An 18,833-nucleotide genomic window follows, 5' to 3' on the forward strand; every position below is an offset into this window, starting at 1 on the left:
GGGGTGACTATGCCCCCTGGTTCGTCTCGTGCTGGCCGGCCGCCTTCCGGGTGGGGTGGTGGGGTGGCGCAGGGCGGGCCGCCGGTCGCTGTGCAGGGGGCGCCGTTCGTGTTGCCGGGCCCCTGGTATCGGATCCAGGCGATTCCGGTGCCGCAGCGGGAGGCGTCCGCGGAGTGGGACTTCGTGAGCGTGCTGCCCGCGGCTCTGTCGGCGGCGCGGTCGGGGAGGCCGTTCGTCGTCGGGTGGCTGTCGGCGGGCGGCGGGGCGCCGCTGGAGCTGATCACCAACGCGGGGCCGATCGGGACGCCCGAGGCCGGGGCGGAGACGCACGGGCTGCTGTTCCCCAGCGGGGCGCGGGGCGTGCCGATCGGGGACGGGTGGCTGCGGCAGGCCGAGCGGATGGAGTGGACGCGGTGTCCGGGACGGCTCGCGCCGCAGGGGTCCGGGGCCGGGCCGGGGCTGTTCGAGTCGACGCTCGTCACGCTGATGGAGCGGCCGTTCGGGTGGTTCGTGGTCGCCGATCCGTGCGACGAGCGGCTGGTCGACGCCGAGATGCGCGAGCTGCACCACGAGTTGCGGATGTTGCGGCGGGGTGAGGACGAGCATGCGCGGCTCGCGGTGGCGCGGGCCGACCGGAGGCTCGCCGAGCTGGACGCGTTCCGCGAGGCCGGGCTCTGGCAGGTCCGGGTGGTGGCCGGGGCCGCGTCGCAGGCGGAGCTGGGGCAGATCGCGCCCGTGCTGGTCGGGTCCATGGAGCTGGGGCACCATCCGTACCGGCTGAGGTCGGGGCAGGGGAGCGGGTCGTTCGCCGAGATGCTGGGCCCGGGGACGGCGCCCGCACAGGTGCGGCCGATGAGCGAGGCGGAGCAGCGGTTCCCGTTCGTCGCGACGGCCGGGGCGCTGGCGGCGCTGGCCGGGCTGCCGCGGCGGGAGGTGCCGGGGCTGCGGGTGCTGGACGCCGGGTACTTCGACGTGACGTCCGAGACGGCCCCGGCGAGCGGGGAGGCGCAGATCGAGCTGGGCGCCATCCTGGACGGCCAGGACCGCGAGGTCGGGCGGTTCGCCGTGCCCCGCTCGACCATCAACCGGCACGTGTTCGTCACCGGCGCGACCGGCGCGGGCAAGTCGCAGACGGTCCGGCACCTGCTGGAGCAGCTCACCCGGGCGGGCGTGCCGTGGCTGGCGATCGAGCCCGCGAAGTCGGAGTACGCGGCGATGGCGGGCCGCATCCAGGACCTCGGCGGGCCCGTCACGGTCGTCAACCCCTCGGACCCGGACTCGGTGCCGCTGTCGGTGAACCCGCTCGCGCCGGAGCCGGGCTACCCCGTCCAGGCGCACATCGACATGGTGCGGGCGCTGTTCCAGGCCGCGTTCGACGCCGAGGAGCCGTTCCCGCAGATCATGGCGCAGGCGCTGCAGCGCGTCTACGAGAACAACGGGTGGGACGTGGTGACGGGCGGGGGCGTGCCCGGGTCGCTCATCGAGCCCGCCGTGCCGACGCTGGAGCAGCTGCAGAACGCGGCGCTCCAGGTCATCCAGGACGTGGGCTACGGCCGCGAGCTGATGGCCGACGTGCAGGGGTTCGTGGACGTGCGGCTGCGGTCGCTGCGCATCGGCTCGGCCGGACGGTTCTTCGAGGGCGGCCACCCGGCCGACATCGGCGGGATGCTCCGCGACAACATCGTGCTCGCCATCGAGGACGTCGCGAACGACGAGGACAAGGCGTTCCTCATGGGGACGCTCATCATCCGCATCGTCGAGCACCTGCGGATGCGGGAGCGCAGGCGCGACCGCGCCACGGGGTCGGCGCTGCGGCACGTCATCGTGATCGAGGAGGCGCACCGGCTGCTGCGCAACCGGGGGCCCGAGCGCGGCAGCTCCCACGCCGTCGAGCTGTTCGCCGGGATGCTCGCCGAGATCCGCGCGTACGGCGAGGGCATCATCGTCGCCGAGCAGATCCCGACGAAGCTCGTCCCGGACGTCATCAAGAACACGGCGCTCAAGGTGGTGCACCGGCTGCCCGCGTTCGACGACCGGCACCAGGTCGGCGCGGCGATGAACCTGGACGGCGACCAGTCCCGCGAGGTGGTGTCGCTGCGTCCGGGCGTCGCCGCCGTGTTCGCGGACGGCATGGACCGTCCGCTGCGCGTGCGGGTGCCGCTCGGCGAGGGCCGCGAGGCGGAGCTGCCCGGCCCGCCCCCGCCCGTGGACGGCCGGCGGTCGGCGGCGTGCGGCTGCGAGTGCCGTTCGGGGCGCGCCTGCACCCTGTACGAGCTGCGCGAGGCGGACCTGATCGCGGGCCATGCCGACTGGGCGTGGCTGCGCCTGTGGGCCGACACGCTCGTCCTGGCGCATGTGGCGAACCGCTCGATCCCGTCGGTCCCGCCCGAACTGGGGCGCGCCTGGTCGCGGCTCACGCCCCGGCTCCGCGAGTGCGCGCTGGCGACCGTCCTCGAACGGGCGGTGTCGCGGCGGTCGCGGGGGCTGCGCACCGCCTACCCGCCGGCCGACCTCACCGCCGCCGTCGCCGAGGTCGCGCAGCGGCTGCTCGGCGGCGGCGCGCCGGGCGCCTCCCCCGGCCCGCAGTGGGTGGTTCCGCAGGTCAGGTGGCTGCACGAGCTCGACAGGCTCTTTCCCTACGGCGGCGGCGCGCCCGACAAGCACGCCCTCGCGCCGCCCCTGGACTACCAGCTCCCCGGCCTCAAGCAGCCGCCGGACGCCAAGCTCGGCCACCGGCTCCGCGCCCTGCGCCGCCACCCGCTGTCGATGGAGCTGGAACGCAACCGTCCGATCGCCGCGACCGCCCTCTACGGCGACGACGACCAGTCGGGCTTCTTCAAGGACCTGGCCGTCGTCGCGATCGGGTTCGACGAGGACGAGCAGATCGACCACGTCGCCGGGACGATGCGCGTCACCGGATGGCTGGAGCCCGTCCTGAGCTGGTACGACCGCTTCGTCACACCGTTCGAGGATCCGTCCAAGGGGCTCGCGTTCCTCAGCCCCCAGGCCGAATGACTCAGATGTCGCTCTCGGTGCGGGTGGGGAGGCCCGCCTTCTCCGCGACCACGTTCCAGTAGCCGATGAACTCGTTCTTGGCGGAGCTGGCGCGCTGGTTGACGTCGGCCACCTCGCTCTCGGACGGGCAGCCGGGGGCGCCCGCGAGGTAGCGCTGGTTCGACTCCGTCGACGCCTCAAGGGCGCGGACGAGCGCGGCCTTCATCTCCTCGCCGTCGAGGAGCGCGCTCACCTCCAGGGCCCGCGCCTTCTCCAGCTCGCCGCGGCGGGCGTCGAGGACGCGCCGCACGCCGCTGACCGGGCAGCCCTGGGTGACGACGGTGCCGAGTTCGGAGCGGGTCCCGCCCATCTCCTCCAGCAGGTCGTTGACGGCGCGGGCCTGCGCGTCGAGGTCGCCCTCGCTCGTCGGGCTGTCGGACGCGGACGCGACGCCCTGGCTCTGGCCCGTGGACGGGCCGGAGGCCGCGGGGGGCGACGAGTTCGATCCGCTCGGCCAGAACACGATGCCCAGCGCGACCCCTATCAGGAGGACGACGCCCGCCGCGCCCAGGAAGTAGGGCATCGTGCTGCGCTTCGGCGGCGCGGGCGGCTGCCAGATCGCGGGTTCGGACCACGGTTCGGCCCACGGCTCGGGGGAGAGATGCGTCGTCCGTTCCTCGGCGGGCGGCATGTGCAGCGTGTGGTCGGGCCGCGCCTCCCACTGGACGGGGCTCTGGTCGGCCCACGGCGGCGGCGCCGGTTCCCACGGCACCGGCACCCCGCCTGGGGCGCTCTCACCCGGCGCCCCGCCGCCGTACTGGGCGCCTTGGACGGTGGCGTCGTCCGCGTTCGGCGGGGGGCTGCCCATCGGGGTGCCGCTGTACGGGGCGCGGTACGGGTCGTTCTGGATGGTCGGGTCGTCAGCGTCGGGCGGGCTTCCGGCCTGCGGGGCACTGCCCGACGGAGCTCCGTACGGGGTACCGCTGTAGAGGGAGCGGTACGGGTCGTCTTGGACGGTGGCGTCGTCCGCGTCTGGCGCCCCTCCGCCCGGTGGCGCGGTGAACGGGTCGCGGACGGTCTCGTCCTGGACCGTCGCGTCGCCTGCCCCGGCCGCGTTGGTCCAGGCCGCCGCGTCGCCCGTGCCAGGCGTGACGAGGGGCGCGTCGCATCGCGCGCACCTGGGCGACCCTGAAGCGGAGTCGGTTCCGCAGTTCGGACACCGCATGACGGCCCCCTGCCCGGTGAGTTCGAACGGTCAGAGAATACTGCGTGACCGACCGTTACACCCGTTTCCAGCTCCGCTGCGGCTGACCGGTCTTCTGCGCGACCGGGTTCCACAGGACGACGAACTGCTTCTTCGAGGCCGTCGCGCGCCGTTCGGCGTCGGCGCGTCCGGGAACCTGCGCGGCGCTCGGGCGCGGTTTGCCCTTGCACTTGCGCTGGTTCGCCTGCGCCCACTTCAGCAGCACCTGGTCGACCTGGAGCGAGGCCCCCAGCGCCTGGTGCAGCGAGCCGCGCAGCCGCTCGCCGTTCGCCAGCTTGTCGACCTTGAGGCCCTGCGTGCGGCGCATCTGGTTCGTGCGGCGCTGCGCGACCGTCTGGAATCCTTGGATGGCCTGCGGCAGCGTCTTGCACTTGCCGGCGCGGCCGAGCGCCCCGGCGAGGATGCGGCGGGTGTCGACGCTGTCGTTGAGGATCCCGTTGAGGACGGCGGCCTGCTGCTTCATCTCGGGCGGGATCGCGTTCTTCTGCGCGACCTGCTTCTGGGACGCCGCCGGAGACGGGTCGCCGCCCCCCGGCGTGTCGTCCCCGGACGGCCAGGCGACGAACGCGACGGCGCCGACCGCGACCGTGACCAGCGCGGCCACGGCGGCGACCAGCGGCTTGCTCGTCCCGTTCTTGCCCTGGCCCGGCGCGCCCGGTCCGCCGGGCGGGAACTGGCCGGGCGGGTAGCCGCCGTACGCGGGGTCGCCCGGCCCCATCGCGCCCATGGGCTGCATCCCGGGGCCCATCGGACCCTGGTGCATGGGGCCGTTCTGCATCGGGCCGTGCTGCATGGGCCCGTTCTGCATCTGCATCGTCTGCATCGGGGGCTGGCCCATGTTCCCCATGCCGCCCATAGGGGCGGGGGCGCCCATGGGGGCGCCGGGGTCCATCCGCGTCCGGTCGAGGTCGTCGCCGAAGCCCTGGGCGCCGGGCATGGCCGGGCCTGGCGCTCCGGCGGGGGCGATCTGCGTCGCGTCGGCGTCGGGAAGGGCGGGGAACTGCGGGCCGCCGGGGGGCTGCTGGCCCCACGCCTGCGTGGCGTCGGCGTCCGGCGCCTCGGGCTTGCGCGGCTGGGCGAACCACGAGTCCGGGACGATCGACTCCGCGCGGGGGGCCTGGTCCTGGAGACCGAACGGGTTCGACGCCGAGGCCGGGGCGGGGAGCTCCGCGGCGGGCGGCGCCTGCTGCCCGCCGGCCCACGAGGGCTGCGAGGGCGGGGCGGCGAAGGCGCCGGAGTCGTCGTCGGCATCGGGGTCGAACGTCCAGGCCGCGGTGTCGTCGGGGTCGGGGGACGGCAGCGGGGACGCGACGGCGGGCGTCGGCGCCGAGGCGGTCGCGGGCGGCTCCACGGACAGCCGGATCGGAGGCTCGGCCGACAGCCGGATCGGCGGCTGCGCCGGAGGCTCGGGCGCGCCCTGCGGGCCGGAGGCCCAGGACGGCGGGGCCGTCATCGTCCGGTCGCCGAACGTGTCGGCGCCGGCCGGGACGCCCGCCGGGGCGGCCTCCGCGACCGGCGACGCCAGCGGGACGGAGGGACCGACCGAGTACACGTCGATCGGCGCCTCGCAGTGCGAACACTTGCCGAGCGTCCCAGGCGTGTCATTCCCGCACGTCGGACACTGCATCGCTCAGACCTCGCCTTTTAGCCGCTTGTCCACGCTTGCGATCCAGGCCCGCCGCCCGGGCGGGCACCGCTCCCCGCGATCATCAGCGGGGCTCCCGACAAAAGTAGTGGGTGACGCCGTTCTTGGACGCGTGGTTGGTAATCCGGCGCACCGCAGTCGGAGGTCGCACGCAATCACGACATGTTGGTACTGGTCAAGATTGCTGCCAGTGGTTTACCGGGATCGTTGTGATGCTGCTCACATTGTGCACCAATGGTGTGACGGACGTCCCTCGAACCGCCGGGCGCGCCGCGCGCGTCGCACTCAGCGGCTAGGCTCGGAGCGGTTTCCCGGCGCATCCAGAGAAGACGGAGTCCATGAGCGATCTTCCGCTGCGTTCGCAGCTGGCCGTCGCGCTCGGTCGTACGGCCGCCAAGATGTCCCGAATCGCGGGCCGCGGGGACGGCTCGGTGATCGGCGGCCGGGTCGGCCTCCGACTCGACCCCGAGCTGCTGACCAGGCTCGCCAAGGACCGCAAGCTCGTCCTCGTCAGCGCCACCAACGGCAAGACGACGACGACCCGGCTGATCACCTCGGCCATGACGCCGCTCGGCGAGGTCGCCACCAACGCGTTCGGCGCGAACATGCCGACCGGGCACGTGTCCGCGCTGGCGTCCGCCCCGTCCGCGCGCTACGGCGTGCTGGAGTGCGACGAGAAGTACGTCCCGATGGTCCTGAGGGAGACCGGGGCGAACATCGTCGCCCTGATGAACCTCAGCCGCGACCAGATGGACCGCGCCGCCGAGATCTGGCTGCTGGCCGGCAAGTGGCGGCGCGCGCTGGAGGCGTCCCCGACCAGCCACGTCATCGCGAACTGCGACGACCCGCTGGTCACCTGGGGCGCGTCCACGGCCAAGAGCGTCACCTGGGTCGCCGCGGGCCAGCACTGGCGCGAGGACTCCTGGTGCTGCCCCGAGTGCGGCGGCCCCCTCGACCGTCAGGACACCGACGAGGACAGCGACTGGCGCTGCCGGCAGTGCCACTTCGCCCGCCCCCGCCCCGACTGGACGCTGCGCGGCGACACGATCACCGCGCCCGACGGACGGGCGTACTCCCTCACGGGCCTGTCCCTGCCCGGCCGCGCGAACCGCTCGAACGCCCTGATCGCCCTCGCGGTCGTCGCGCAGTTCGGGGTGCCGCCCGAGCAGGCCCTCCCGCTGCTGTCGCAGGTCACCTCCGTCGCCGGCCGGTACACGACGGTCGAGCACCAGGGCCGCTCGATCCGGCTGCTGCTGTCGAAGAACCCCGCCGGATGGCTGGAGGCGTTCGACGTCCTGCAGCCCGCGCCCGGCCCCGTCGCGCTGTCGATCAACGCGCAGGGCCCCGACGGCCGCGACACGTCCTGGCTGTGGGACGTCGACTACCGCATCCTGCAGGGCCGCCCCGTGTGGGTGACCGGCGAGCGCCGCATCGACCTCGCCGCCCGGCTGGAGGCCGCCGAGGTGTCCTTCACGGTGGTGGACGACATCGACCAGGCGGTCATGGCCGTCCCGCCCGGGCATCTGGACGTGATCGCCAACTACACCGCCTTCCAGACCATCCGAACGAGGTACGGCCGTGTCGTCTGACCGCATCAAAATCGTCTGGATCTACCCGGACCTGCTCAGCACCTACGGCGACCAGGGCAACACGATCGTCCTGGAGCGGCGCGCGGCGCTGCGCGGCATCCCCACCGAGACCGTCAGCCTCCGGTCCGACGAGCCCGTGCCCGCCGACGGCGACATCTACCTGCTCGGCGGCGGCGAGGACCGGCCGCAGATCCTCGCGGCGCAGCGGCTGCGGGGCGACGGCGGCCTCGCGCGGGCCGTGCAGTCCGGCGCGGTCGTGTTTGCGGTCTGCGCGGGCTACCAGCTGCTCGGCCACGAGTTCGGCGGTGAGGAGGGCCAGCCCGTGCCGGGCCTCGGCCTGCTCGACATCCGCTCCGGGCGCGGCGAGCAGCGCGCCGTCGGCGAGATCGTCGGGGACGTCGCGGGCGAGCTGAACGTCCCGCGCATCACCGGCTTCGAGAACCACCAGGGCGTCACGCACATCGGCCCGAACGCGCGCCCCTTCGCGAAGGTGCTGCACGGCGTCGGCAACGGCGACGGGAACGGCTTCGAGGGCGCCTACAGCGGCCGCGTCCTCGGCACCTACATGCACGGCCCGGCGCTCGTCCGCAACCCCGGCCTGGCCGACCTGCTGCTCCGCTGGGCCGTCGGGAGGGACCTCCCCCCGCTGGACGACTCGTGGGCCGGACGCCTCCGCGAGGAGCGCCTCCAGGCCGTCATGCCGTAACTCCGGTGATGCCCTGACCCCCGTGGTGAGCTGACCCCTGTGGGTGGGTCGGCTCACGCGGCGGGTGGGCCTGCGCGGGTGGTTGGCCTGCGCGGACTGTCGGCGTCCTTCGGAAGCTGAGGGGCCGGGGCGCTTTCGGGTGGTTCGCCGGTCGGCGGCCGGGTCTGTCGATCGTGGTGACTTTGGGTCTGGCGCGGGGGGCCTCGTGCTGCGACCGTGACGGTCGTGATCTGCTGCCGGCCCTCCCGCCGGGCGCTCCTGCGCTGGAGCGCCGTCGTCGCGGGCGCCTCGCTCCTGCCCGCCGTCGAGGCGGCGTCCGCGCGGGCCTCGGACGACGTCCGGCCGGTGAACCTCGAACTGGTCACCGTCACGGAGACGACGGCCGTCCTCACCTGGTACACGGGCGTCCCCGGGACGGACGACGGCCTGGGGCGGATGCGACCCGCGCCGTCCGACACCGAGGTCCTCTACGGGACGCACCCGTCCCGCCTCACCGGCGTCGCGTACGGCCCCGCCGGCACCCCGTACCACTACGTGGAGCTGACCGGCCTGGAGCCCGGGCGCACCTACTACTACAGGGCCCGCTCCAGAGGGCGGGACGCCGCTCCCACCTGGCTGGCCGCAGGCCAAGCGGCGGGCACCCCCTACGGGGACGTCTTCGCTTTCACGACCCCGCAACCGCCTCCGGGCCGCCACCTCTTCTCGGTCGCCCTCTGCAACGACCTGCACCTGGGCGAGACCGTGGCCGGGCTGGTCGGCCAGCTCCCCTGGATCAAAGGCATCGAGCAGGTGCCCGGCCACCCGCCCTATCCCGAGGTGATGGCGCACGCCCTCATCGCCGACGCGCGGGCCAGGGGCGCGCACTTCCTCCTCGCCGCCGGGGACGTGTCGAGCGAGGCCGCCCCCGCCGATCTCGCGAGCGCCAAGAGCATCCTCGACACCTTCGGGACCCTCGGCGACGCCTACCTGGTGGCCCGCGGCAACCACGACCGGGCGCACACCGGGGCGCCCTACGCAGGGTGCGGCCCGGGTGAGCACCAAGGGAACGACTGTTTCAAGGACGCGTTCGCGACGTCCGACCGGACGTACTTCTCCCACGACCTGCGGGGCCTGCGCGTCATCGGGCTCGACACCTACGACAAGCCCGGCGACGGCGGCGACTCCGGCGGCCTCTCGGCGGAGCAGCATTCCTGGTTCGAGGCGGAGTTGAAGAAGGACCCGGAGCGCCCCACCCTCGTCTTCGGCCACCACCCGCTCTTCACCGAGAACGACCCGCTCGCCGTCACCGGGGCCCATTCCCTCGACGCGGGCCAGTCCCTGCGGATCCTCACTTCCTACAACCGGGCCCCCGGCGTTTTCCTCCACCACGCGGGGCACACGCACCGCAACCAGCGTTCCGTCTTCCCGCTCGCGCCCCGGGTCGTCCAGCAGGAGGTCGGGGCGGTCAAGGAGTACCCGGGCGGGTTCACTCTCCTGCGCGTCCACACCGGCGGGTACGCGCTCAACTTCTACAAGACCCGCGGGGACGAGGCCCGCGCCTGGAGCGAGCGCAGCCGCCAGGAACTCTCCGGGCAGTGGCCTCAGCTCTCCCTCGGGAACCGCCCCACCGACCGCAACACGGTCGTGGACCGCGACCTCTCCGGGCTCAGCTGACCGCCGGGGCGCCCCGGCGGAACGCCTCAGCGAAGGCCCGCTCGCCCAGGACGGCGGTGGCGGCGGACGTGATGCGGTCGACGTCGCCGCGTTCGGCGGGCGGCAGCGGGGCGCCCACGCTCCGGCGGGCCGCGTCGGCCGCGCCGAGGAGTCCGGCGGCGCGCACGGCGTCCCCGGCGAGCGACGCCGCGCCCGCCAGCCCCTCCAGCGACAGGGCGAGCGCGCGCGGCTCGCCGATCGACCGCGCGATCTCCATGCCCCGGGTGTGGTGCGCGAGCGCCCCCGCGGCGTCCCCGCTCAGCTCGGCGGTGAAGCCGAGTTCCGCGTGCAGCAGATGCTCCCCGATCTCGGACGAGTCGTACTCGTCCCGGATGCGGTGCAGGATCTCCCGCGCCGCGCCGAGGTCGCCCGAGCGGCGCGCCCCGAGGGCGAGGCCCATCAGCGCGTGCGTCTCGCTGAAGCGGTGGCCCTGGTCGACGGCCGTCGCCCGCGCCCGCTCGTGCAGGTCGCGCGCCCGGTCCCAGTCGCGCGCGAGCAGCGCCAGGCGGCCGAGGCCCGACAGCCGCGCGGAGACCTCCGCGCGCAGGCCGAGCTCCTCGGCGATCCGCAGCCCCTCGCGCTGGAGCCGCTCCGCCTCCGCGTAGTCGCCGTTGATCTCGGCGAGCATCGCGAGCGGCGACACGGGCTGCAGCCGCCCCCAGCGGTCGCCCAGCTCGGCGAACAGGGCGGCGGAGCGCCCGCCCGCGTCCGCGATCACGTCGAGGCGGCCCCGGACGAGCGCGAGCGTCGCGCGCAGGCCGAGCGCGGCGGCGGCGCCCCACCGGTCACCGGCCTCCTGGAACAGGCGCAGGGCGTGCTCGTTGGCGCGCTCGCTCGCGTCCGGGAGACCGGCGTGGTAGAGCCCGTGCGCGTAGAGCCAGAGGGCGCGGCCGCGGCGCACCGGGTCCGGGACGCCGTCCTCGCCCTGGACGCCGCGGGCCGTCAGGTCCCCGGTCAGCAGGGCGAACGCGGCCCGCAACAGGCGCAACCCGGCGGCCTCCGGTGCCGCGTCCAGTACCGCCGACAGCGTGCGGTGGGCCTCGTGCAGGCGGCCGCGCAGCAGCCACCACCAGCACAGCGCCGTGCCGAGACGCGCCGCCTCCGCCGCGCCCGGACGCCGCAGCGCCTCCTCCAGGGCGGCGCGCAGGTTCGCCGAGTCGGCGTCGAGACGGTCGAGCCAGGCGCGCTGGTCCGGCCCGCGCAGGTGCGGTTCGGCGCGTTCGGCGAGGCCGAGGTAGTGGCTCAGGTGCCGGTCGCGGGCGCCGTCGAGATCGCCCGCCTCGCGCAGCCGCTCCATCGCGTACGCGGCCACGGACTCCAGGAGGCGGTAGCGGGGACCGCGCGGCCCCTCCACCACCACGACCAGGGAACGGTCGACCAGCCGGGTGAGCAGGTCGAGGACGTCCCCGCGGCGGACGCCGCCGCCCGCGCAGACGGCCTCCGCCGCGTCCAGGCCGCAGCCGTCCACGTGCACGGCGAGCCGGCGCAGCACGGCGCGCTCGGACGGGCCGAGCGGCTCCCAGCTCCAGTCGATCATCCCCCGCAGCGTCCGCTGCCGGGCCGGCGCGCCGCGCGGCCCGGTGGTGAGGACGCCGAACCGGTCGGTGAGGCGTCGCGCCAGCTCCCGCACGCCGAGGGCCCGGACGCGGGTCGCCGCCAGTTCCAGCGCGAGGGGGACGCCGTCGAGGCGGCGGCAGATCTCCGCGACCGCCGCCCGGTCGGCGTCCAGGGAGAAGCCGGGAGCGGACGCCGCGGCGCGGTCGGCGAACAGCCGCACGGCGTCGTCCTCCCGGAGCGGCTCGACCAGGTACACCGTCTCGCCCGTCAGGCCGAGGGGCTCGCGGCCGGTGGCGAGGATCCGCAGGCCCGCCGCACCGCGCAGCAGCAGCTCCGCCAGTTCGGCGGCCGGGTCGACCACCCGCTCGCAGTTGTCGAGGACGAGCAGCAGCCGCCGGCCGCGCAGCGCCGCCGCCAGCCGTTCCACGCTTCCGCCGCCGCTCCCGGACGTTCCGGCCGCCGGGACGCCGGGCGGCACGTCGTCGCGGAGCCCGAGCACGGCCGAGATCTCCTGCGCCAGCCCGGCGGCGTCCCCGCGCTGGGCGGCGAGCTCGACGAGCCAGACGCCGTCCGGGAAGGCGTCCCCGGCGAGGCGCGCGGCGGCTTCGAGCGCGAGCCGCGTCTTGCCGACGCCGCCGGGGCCGGTCAGCGTCACCAGGCGCGCCGTGCCGAGGAGCCGCGCGACGTCGTCCAGGCAGCGGTCCCGGCCGACCAGTCCGGTGAGGGGGACGGGCAGGTTCGACCGCGCCTCCGGTTCCGGCGGGGCGAGCGACGCGTCCTGCCGCAGGATCGCCTCGTGCAGCGCGGCCAGTTCGGGGCTCGGGTCGAGGCCGAGCTCGTCCGCCAGCACCTTGCGCAACCCGGCGTAGGCGGCGAGCGCCTCGCCCTGCCGTCCCGCGCGGTACAGCGCGCGCATCTGCACGGCCCGCAACCGCTCCCGCAGCGGGTGGCGGTCCACCAGGCCGGCGAGCTCCCCGGCGAGCAGGAGGTGCTCCCCCGCGTCGAGCCGCGCCTCGGCCTGCTCCTCCAGGACGGCCAGGCGCTGGTCGGCCAGGCGGTCCGCCGCCGCGCGCGCGAACTCCTCGTCCGCGAAGTCGGCGAACGCGGCGCCGCGCCACAGGCCCAGCGCCTCGGTCAGCAGGGCGGCGCGCTCCGCCGGAGCGTCCAGCGTGCGGGCCCGCGCCGCCAGCGCGCGGAACCGGTCGGCGTCGACCTCGTCGTCGGGCCCGTCGAGGCGGAGCCGGTACCCGTGCGCCTCGCGGACCACGCGGTCGCGGCCGAGGACGCGCCGCAGCTGGGAGACCTTGGCCTGGAGCGCGTTCGCCGGGTTGCCGGGCAGGTCGTCGCCCCACAGGTCGTGGACGAGGCGGTCGGCGGAGACGGGCCGCCCCTCGTGGACCAGCAGGCAGGCGAGCAGCGCCCGGACCTTCGCCTCCGGAATCCGGACGGACGCCCCGTCGCCGTCCCGCACCATGAGCGGACCGAGCACGCCAAACCGCATGCCAGCACGCTACTCGGCGGCGGTCCGCCGGCCGTCAGCGGACCGTCAGCGCATCCGAAGCGCCGCCCGGCACAGTCGCGGCATGCGAACCGCGGAGAGTGCGACCGCTCCGGACGAAACGTCCGACGGGGGCCTGCCCCTGCCGGCGCTGCTGGCGCTGGCGACGGCGGTCTTCATCACGAGCCTGACCGAGACGCTGCCCGCCGGGCTCCTGCCCGCGATGAGCGCGAGCCTGCACGCGAGCGAGTCCGCCACCGGGCAGACCGTGACGATCTATGCGATCGGGACGGCGCTGACCGCCGTCCCGCTGACCGCGGCCACCGCCGGATGGCGCCGCCGCCGGCTCCTGCTGACGACCGTCGCCGGGTTCGCCGTCGCCAACACCGTCACGGCGCTGTCGACCCACTACGCGGTGACCATGGCGGCCCGGTTCGCGGCCGGGGTCGCGGCCGGTCTCGCCTGGGCGCTGCTGGCCGGATACGCCCGCCGCCTGGTGCCCGCCCACCTGGAGGGGCGCGCGATCGCCGTCGCGATGGCCGGAATCCCGGTCGCGCTCTCCCTCGGCGTCCCCGCCGGGACGTTCCTCGGCGCGGCGCTGGGCTGGCAGGCGGCGTTCCTGACCATGACCGGGCTGACCGTCGTCCTGCTCGGCTGGATCACCGTGTCCGTCCCGGACTTCCCCGGCCGCCGCGCGGGGGAGCGGACGGGCGGCGGGAGCGTCCTGCGCGTCCCGGGGGTCGCGGCCGTGCTGTTCGTGACGCTCGTGTTCGTCCTCGCCCACACGATCCTCTACACCTACATCGCCGCGATCCTCGACGGGCTCGGCATGGGCTCGTCCACCGACCTCGTCCTGCTGGCCTTCGGGGCGGCGTCCCTGGCCGGCATCTGGGTGGTCGGCGCGCACATCCACCGCCGCCTGCGCCCCCTCATGGTCGCCGGGACGCTGCTGGTCGCCGCTGCCGCCGCCGTCCTCGCGCTGTGGGCGGACGCCCCCGCCCTCGTCTACGCCGCCGTGGTGCTGTGGGGCCTCGGATGGGGCGGCGCGCCCACCCTGCTCCAGACCGCCGCGGGAGACGCGGGCGGAGACGCCGCCGACGCGGCGCAGGCCATGCTCGTCACCCTCTGGAACGTCGCCATGGCCGGCGGCGGGATCGCCGGAGGCGTCCTGCTGCACCTGGCCGGCTCGACCTCGCTCGCCTGGAGCACCCTCGCGCTCCTCGCGCCGGTCCTCGCGGTCGTCCTCGCCGCCCGGACCCACGGCTTCCCCGCACACCGCTGAAAGGACAAGGCAATGGAGACCGCGCTCACCGAACCGGCCCGCCTGGGCGGACTCGTCCTCCCCAACCGCCTGGTGATGGCCCCGATGACCCGCAACCGCGCGGACGCCGCCGGCGTCCCGACCGACCTCATGGCGACCTACTACGCGCAGCGCGCCACCGCCGGACTGATCATCGCCGAGGCCGCCACCCCGAACGCCGTCGGCCAGACGTACCCGAACATCCCCGGGATCCACGCCCCCGCCCACGTGGCCGGGTGGCGGCGCGTCACCGGCGCCGTCCACGACGCGGGCGGACGGATGTTCCTCCAGCTCCAGCACGGCGGACGGGTCGGGCACCCCGACAACAGCGGCCTGCGCCCGGTGGCGCCGTCGCCCGTCCCGCTCCCGGACACGATCCACACCCCGTCCGGGCCGCGGGCCGCCGTCGTCCCCCGGGAGATGACCGCCGCCGACATCCGCTCCACCGTCGACGACTTCGCGGCCGCCGCCCGCAACGCCGTCGAGGCGGGCTTCGCCGGGGTGGAGGTGCACTCCGCCAACGGCTACCTGCTGCACCAGTTCCTGTCCCGCGCCACCAACCGCCGCACCGACGCCTACGGCGGCCCGGCCGAGGCGCGCATCCGCTTCACGGCCGAGGTGACCCGCGCCGTCGCCGGCGCCATCGGCCCCGACCGCGTCGGCGTGCGGATCTCGCCCGGAGTCACCGCCAACGCCATGCACGAGGACGACCAGGACGACGTCTACCCGGCCCTCGTCCGGGCCCTGGCGGAGATCTCCCCGGCCTACCTGCACGTCGTCCACGCCGACCCGGACAGCGCCCTCCTCCACACGATCCGCCGCATGTGGCCGGGAACGCTGATCGCCAACCCGAAGCTGCCCGACGTCACCACCGAGCACGTCGCGCGGGAGTCCGCCCGCCTCGTCGCCGCGGGCGCCGACCTCGTCGCGCTCGGCCGCCCCTTCCTGGCGAACCCCGACCTCGTCGAGCGCCTCCGCCTCGGCGCGCCGCTGAACCCCGTCCAGGACCGGCACCTCATGTACACGGGCGCCGCGACCGGCTACACCGACTACCCGACGATGGATCTCGCCGTGCGGCGATGAGTTTCCCCGCCGTCCGCGGTCATCTCCTCCGACCGCTACGAAGGAGATGACCATGGACCTTCCCCAGGGCGACGTGCGCCTGCTCGAAACCGACGTCGCGCAGCGCCTGCTCCACTCCACGATCCCGGCCCGCCTCGCCTTCACGGCCGTGGACGGGACGCCCCGCATCATGTCGTCCTGGTTCACCTGGACCGGCGAGGAGCTGGTGATGGCGACCTACGTCCACTGCCCGCCGATGGGCATCCTGCGCCCGGCCGCCCGCATCCGCGCGCTCCGCGAGCGTCCCGACGTCGCCGTGAGCATCGACACCGACACGCAGCCCCCGGAGGTCCTCCTGCTGCGCGGCCGCGTCTCGATCACCGAGGTGGACGGCATGGTGCCCGAGCAGGCGCAGGCGGCCCGCCGGTTCCTGGGCGAGGAGGGCGGCGCGGGCTACGTCGCCGGCGCCGACCACCCCGAGACCCGCATGGCCCGCATCGCCCTGCGCCCCGCCTGGGTCGGCGTCATCGACTTCCGGACCCGCCGCCCCAGCGTCATGACGGGCTGAGGCGCGGGAGGTCAGGCGGGGTCCTCGGCGGCGCAGGAGTCGAGGAAGGGGGCCAGCTCCCTGGCGACGGCGCGCAGGGGTCGGACGCTCTGCTCGGCCCTGGCCAGGAGGATGGCGCCTTCCAGGGAGCTGACCATCAGGGTCGCCAGCGCGGTCGCCCTGCGGGGCGGGACGCCCATGGCGGTCAGCTCGCGGGCGATCGGCCGCCGCCAGGCGGCGAACGCGGCGGCCGCGGCGGTCCGGGTGGACGCCGCGGAGTCCGCGCAGTCGACCGTGGCGGCGGCGACGGGGCAGCCGCGGTCGAAGCCCGCCGCCTCGAACTCGTCGGTCCACTGGCGGACCATCGCGGCGAAGAGCCGGCCCGGCGTCGGACGCGCCATGGCGGCCATGAAACGGGCGATCCGGTCGCTCGCATAGCGTCCGGCCCACTCGACCGCCTCGTTGACCAGCTGCTCCTTGCCGCCGGGGAAGTAGTGCTGGAGCGAGCCGCGCGGCGCCCCGGCGTGCTCGGCGACCTCGCGCAGGCCGGTCGCGGTGACGCCGTCGCGGCGGATGAGCTGCGCCGCGCTGAAGACCATCCGCTCCCGCGGGCCCCGCTCGCCGGTCGCCACCATCGCCTCCTCCGTGAAAATGTCGCAGGCTATTGCCCTATTTACCTGCGCCATTATCATGACCACTGTCATAAGTCGCAAGCTCTGGAGGCGATGGTGGACAGCGACGTCGGTTTCCTCGGCCTCGGCGTCATGGGGCGGCCCATGGCGCTCAACCTCGTCCGGGCGGGCACCGGCCTCGTCGTCTGGAACCGGACCGCCGCCAAGAGCGAGCCGCTGCGCGCGGCGGGCGCGTCGGTCGCCGGAAGCCCCGCCGACGTCCTCCGCCGCACCCGCGTGGTGTTCCTCATGCTCGCCGACGGCCCCGCCATCGACTCCGCGCTGGGACGCGGCGCCCCCGGCTTCGCCGCGAACGTGCGGGGACGGGTCGTCGTCCACATGGGGACGACGTCGCCGGGCTACTCGCGCGGCCTCGAAGCCGACGTCCGGGCCGCCGGCGGACGGTACGTCGAGGCGCCCGTGTCCGGTTCGCGGGGCCCGGCCGAGGCGGGCGAGCTCATCGCGATGCTCGCCGGCGAGCCGTCCGCCGTCGAGACCGTCCGCCCCCTGGTCGGCCCCATGTGCGGCGAGGTGTTCGTCTGCGGGCCGGTCCCGCAGGCCCTCCAGATGAAGCTCGCCGTCAACCTGTACCTGATCACCATGGTCACCGGGCTGGCGGAGGCGTTCCACTTCGCCGAGCGGCACGGCCTGGACGGGCGGCGGCTGCTGGAGGTGCTCGACGCCGGCCCGATGGCCAGCACCGTGTCGCGCGCCAAGGCCCGCAAGCTGCTCGACCGCGACTTCTCCGTCCAGGCGTCCATCGCGAACGTCCTGGACAACAACCGCCTCATCGCGGAGGCCGCCCGCGCCGCGCGGCTCGCCTCGCCCCTGCTGGACGCGTGCCACGCCCTCTACGGCGAGACCGCCGCGCTGGGGCACGGCGAGGCCGACATGGCCGCGGTCGTGCGCGCTCTGGAGGCCCGGACGGCCGCACCGGCGACCGCCGTCTAGGACGGTCCGAACCCGCTTGTCCGCCGTCGCGGCGCGGCATTACCGTGCCGGAGGTGGACCACTTCTCGCGCTCGTGGACGGCACTGCTCGCGGCGGTCGCCGGCCTCCCGGACGAGGACTTCGCGCGCCCGTCCGGCTGCGCCGGCTGGCTCGTGCGGGACCTCGTGTGCCACCTGGTCATCGACGCCCAGGACGTCCTGATCACTCTGGTCACCCCCGCCGGCGCCGAACCGACCGTGGACGCCGCCACCTACTGGAAGCTCGTCGAGCCCCCGACGGGCGACGACCCGCTCGACGCGCTCATCCCTCGGCTGGCCGCCGCCTACGGGGAGCCCCGGCTGCTCAGGTTCCACCTCGACGACGTCGGCTCGGCCGCGGGCCGCGCGGCGGGGCTCGCCGATCCCGCCGCCCGCGTCGGCACGCAGGACGAGGTCCTGACCGTCGGCGACTACCTGTCCGCGTACGTGATGGAGTGGACGCTGCACCACCTCGACCTGATCGCGCACCTGCCGGAGGGCCCCGAGCCGCCCGCTGAGACCCTCGCGGCGGCCCGCGCGCTGCTGGAGCGGATCGCCGGAGCCCCCTTCCCGGCCGCGTTCTCCGACCGGGACGCGCTGCTGGTCGGCACCGGACGCCGGGCGCCGACCGCCGCGGAGAAGGCCGAGCTGGGCGATCTCGCCGCGCGGGTCCCCTTCGTCCTCGGCTGAGCGCGGCCCCGGCCGGGCCCGGCTCAGTCCCGGACCGGCAGGTCGTAGAAGCGGCGGACGCTGGAGCCGACGCGGTCGAGGTCCGTCCCGTAGATGTGCAGGGAGACGGCGGTGGTGTCGCCGAGGTTGCGGACGCGGTGGATGTCGCCGGGCGGGGCGAAGCCGCTGACCTCGCCCGCCGGGTTCGGGTTCGCGCCCGCCCCGATCAGGGCGGCGCCGTCGTCGGAGAGGGTGTAGAGGTCCTCGTGTTCGGCGCCGGCCAGGACGCCGAACACGCACCAGGCGACGTGGTCGTGGACGCGGGTCACCGCGCCGGGCTGCCACACGATGGCCATCATGGAGAACGAGCCGTCCGGCTCCACGTGCAGCCGGTGGCCGCTGGAGGTGCCGGGCTCTCCGGCGAGCTGGTCGGGACGGAGCAGCTCACCGGGGGACGGAAGGTGCTCGCGCAGCGCGCCGGCGACGCGGTCGGCGGTGTCCTGCCAGTCGGCGCCGCGGGCGATCGCCGCGCGCACGGCGGCGGCCAGGACGTCCAGGTCGGTGGCGGTTCGCGCGGTTTGCAGCAGCTCGGACCATAGGGTGGTCATGCCGTCCTCCTCGTACCGGGTCGCCTCCAGCCTCGGCGCCGGGGAGGTCCGCCGTCATCCGTG

At 75.1% G+C, this 18,833-nt stretch carries 14 protein-coding genes; 9 read left to right on the forward strand and 5 right to left on the reverse strand.

From position 1 onward, the window contains the following. The first annotated feature begins 147 nt into the window (after window positions 1-147). Window positions 148-3,015, forward strand: coding sequence for an ATP-binding protein (locus tag ABD944_RS05030; RefSeq protein ID WP_345172854.1), 2,868 nt, complete (start codon window positions 148-150; stop codon window positions 3,013-3,015). Window position 3,016: 1 nt separating this feature from the next. On the opposite strand, the gene ABD944_RS05035 is transcribed toward ABD944_RS05030, so the two are convergent. Together ABD944_RS05035 and ABD944_RS05040 are read right to left on the reverse strand one after the other, a co-directional pair. Further along, window positions 3,017-4,219, reverse strand: a complete 1,203-nt coding sequence (locus ABD944_RS05035; protein WP_345172858.1) for a hypothetical protein — start codon at window positions 4,217-4,219, stop codon at window positions 3,017-3,019. 55 nt (window positions 4,220-4,274) lie between these two features. After that, window positions 4,275-5,885 (reverse strand): hypothetical protein, encoded by a 1,611-nt coding sequence (locus tag ABD944_RS05040; RefSeq protein ID WP_345172861.1) that lies wholly within the window; start codon window positions 5,883-5,885, stop codon window positions 4,275-4,277. 356 nt (window positions 5,886-6,241) lie between these two features. On the opposite strand from ABD944_RS05040, the gene ABD944_RS05045 reads away from it, so the two are divergent. The 3 genes from ABD944_RS05045 to ABD944_RS05055 all read left to right on the forward strand — a co-directional run bounded on the left by ABD944_RS05045 (window position 6,242) and on the right by ABD944_RS05055 (window position 9,851). After that, window positions 6,242-7,492 carry a Mur ligase family protein gene (locus ABD944_RS05045; RefSeq protein ID WP_345172863.1) on the forward strand — a complete coding sequence of 417 codons (1,251 nt, stop codon included), beginning with the start codon at window positions 6,242-6,244 and terminating at the stop codon, window positions 7,490-7,492. Continuing rightward, the gene (locus ABD944_RS05050; RefSeq protein WP_345172866.1) at window positions 7,482-8,198 is read left to right on the forward strand and encodes a type 1 glutamine amidotransferase; all 717 of its coding nucleotides are present in this window, start codon (window positions 7,482-7,484) and stop codon (window positions 8,196-8,198) included. The genes ABD944_RS05045 and ABD944_RS05050 overlap by 11 nt, the downstream gene beginning before the upstream one ends. Window positions 8,199-8,414: 216 nt before the next feature. After that, entirely contained in the window at window positions 8,415-9,851 is a 1,437-nt protein-coding gene (locus ABD944_RS05055; protein ID WP_345172869.1) for a purple acid phosphatase family protein, read from the forward strand. On the opposite strand, the gene ABD944_RS05060 is transcribed toward ABD944_RS05055, so the two are convergent. After that, entirely contained in the window at window positions 9,844-12,948 is a 3,105-nt protein-coding gene (locus ABD944_RS05060; protein WP_345172871.1) for an AfsR/SARP family transcriptional regulator, read from the reverse strand. The two genes, ABD944_RS05055 and ABD944_RS05060, sit on opposite strands and share 8 nt — an antisense overlap. Before the next feature lie 82 nt (window positions 12,949-13,030). On the opposite strand from ABD944_RS05060, the gene ABD944_RS05065 reads away from it, so the two are divergent. Genes ABD944_RS05065 through ABD944_RS05075 form a run of 3 tightly spaced genes read left to right on the forward strand, consistent with a single transcriptional unit; the run spans window position 13,031 to window position 15,875 of the window. Continuing rightward, a complete protein-coding gene (locus tag ABD944_RS05065) occupies window positions 13,031-14,227 on the forward strand; it encodes an MFS transporter (RefSeq protein WP_345172873.1) in 1,197 nt (398 codons plus the stop codon). A 12-nt stretch (window positions 14,228-14,239) separates the two neighbouring features. Next, entirely contained in the window at window positions 14,240-15,328 is a 1,089-nt protein-coding gene (locus tag ABD944_RS05070) for an alkene reductase (RefSeq protein ID WP_345172875.1), read from the forward strand. Window positions 15,329-15,380: 52 nt separating this feature from the next. Next, complete coding sequence (locus tag ABD944_RS05075; protein ID WP_345172878.1) at window positions 15,381-15,875, forward strand: pyridoxamine 5'-phosphate oxidase family protein; 495 nt, start codon at window positions 15,381-15,383, stop codon at window positions 15,873-15,875. Between the two features lie 11 nt (window positions 15,876-15,886). Here ABD944_RS05075 and ABD944_RS05080 read toward each other — a convergent pair whose 3' ends face one another. Then, window positions 15,887-16,489 carry a TetR/AcrR family transcriptional regulator gene (locus ABD944_RS05080; RefSeq protein ID WP_345172880.1) on the reverse strand — a complete coding sequence of 201 codons (603 nt, stop codon included), beginning with the start codon at window positions 16,487-16,489 and terminating at the stop codon, window positions 15,887-15,889. 90 nt (window positions 16,490-16,579) lie between these two features. Between ABD944_RS05080 and ABD944_RS05085 the strand changes: the two genes are divergently transcribed. Beyond that, a complete protein-coding gene (locus ABD944_RS05085; protein ID WP_345172882.1) occupies window positions 16,580-17,476 on the forward strand; it encodes an NAD(P)-dependent oxidoreductase in 897 nt (298 codons plus the stop codon). A 53-nt stretch (window positions 17,477-17,529) separates the two neighbouring features. Next, the gene (locus ABD944_RS05090; protein ID WP_345172884.1) at window positions 17,530-18,183 is read left to right on the forward strand and encodes a maleylpyruvate isomerase N-terminal domain-containing protein; all 654 of its coding nucleotides are present in this window, start codon (window positions 17,530-17,532) and stop codon (window positions 18,181-18,183) included. Between the two features lie 23 nt (window positions 18,184-18,206). Here ABD944_RS05090 and ABD944_RS05095 read toward each other — a convergent pair whose 3' ends face one another. Then, window positions 18,207-18,770 carry a cysteine dioxygenase family protein gene (locus tag ABD944_RS05095; protein WP_345172886.1) on the reverse strand — a complete coding sequence of 188 codons (564 nt, stop codon included), beginning with the start codon at window positions 18,768-18,770 and terminating at the stop codon, window positions 18,207-18,209. Between the last annotated feature and the right edge of the window lie 63 nt (window positions 18,771-18,833).

The organism is Actinomadura verrucosospora, assembly GCF_039540335.1.
GTDB classification, from domain to species: domain Bacteria; phylum Actinomycetota; class Actinomycetes; order Streptosporangiales; family Streptosporangiaceae; genus Spirillospora; species Spirillospora verrucosospora.

What these genes read in the sequence shown, in the direction of transcription:
- ABD944_RS05035 (WP_345172858.1), bottom strand. Translation starts at nt 4,219, where the DNA reads ATGCGGTGTCCGAACTGCGGAACCGACTCCGCTTCAGGGTCGCCCAGG.
- ABD944_RS05040 (WP_345172861.1), bottom strand. Translation starts at nt 5,885, where the DNA reads ATGCAGTGTCCGACGTGCGGGAATGACACGCCTGGGACGCTCGGCAAG.
- ABD944_RS05045 (WP_345172863.1), top strand. Translation starts at nt 6,242, where the DNA reads ATGAGCGATCTTCCGCTGCGTTCGCAGCTGGCCGTCGCGCTCGGTCGT.
- ABD944_RS05060 (WP_345172871.1), bottom strand. Translation starts at nt 12,948, where the DNA reads ATGCGGTTTGGCGTGCTCGGTCCGCTCATGGTGCGGGACGGCGACGGG.
- ABD944_RS05065 (WP_345172873.1), top strand. Translation starts at nt 13,031, where the DNA reads ATGCGAACCGCGGAGAGTGCGACCGCTCCGGACGAAACGTCCGACGGG.
- ABD944_RS05070 (WP_345172875.1), top strand. Translation starts at nt 14,240, where the DNA reads ATGGAGACCGCGCTCACCGAACCGGCCCGCCTGGGCGGACTCGTCCTC.
- ABD944_RS05075 (WP_345172878.1), top strand. Translation starts at nt 15,381, where the DNA reads ATGGACCTTCCCCAGGGCGACGTGCGCCTGCTCGAAACCGACGTCGCG.
- ABD944_RS05080 (WP_345172880.1), bottom strand. Translation starts at nt 16,489, where the DNA reads ATGGTGGCGACCGGCGAGCGGGGCCCGCGGGAGCGGATGGTCTTCAGC.
- ABD944_RS05085 (WP_345172882.1), top strand. Translation starts at nt 16,580, where the DNA reads ATGGTGGACAGCGACGTCGGTTTCCTCGGCCTCGGCGTCATGGGGCGG.
- ABD944_RS05095 (WP_345172886.1), bottom strand. Translation starts at nt 18,770, where the DNA reads ATGACCACCCTATGGTCCGAGCTGCTGCAAACCGCGCGAACCGCCACC.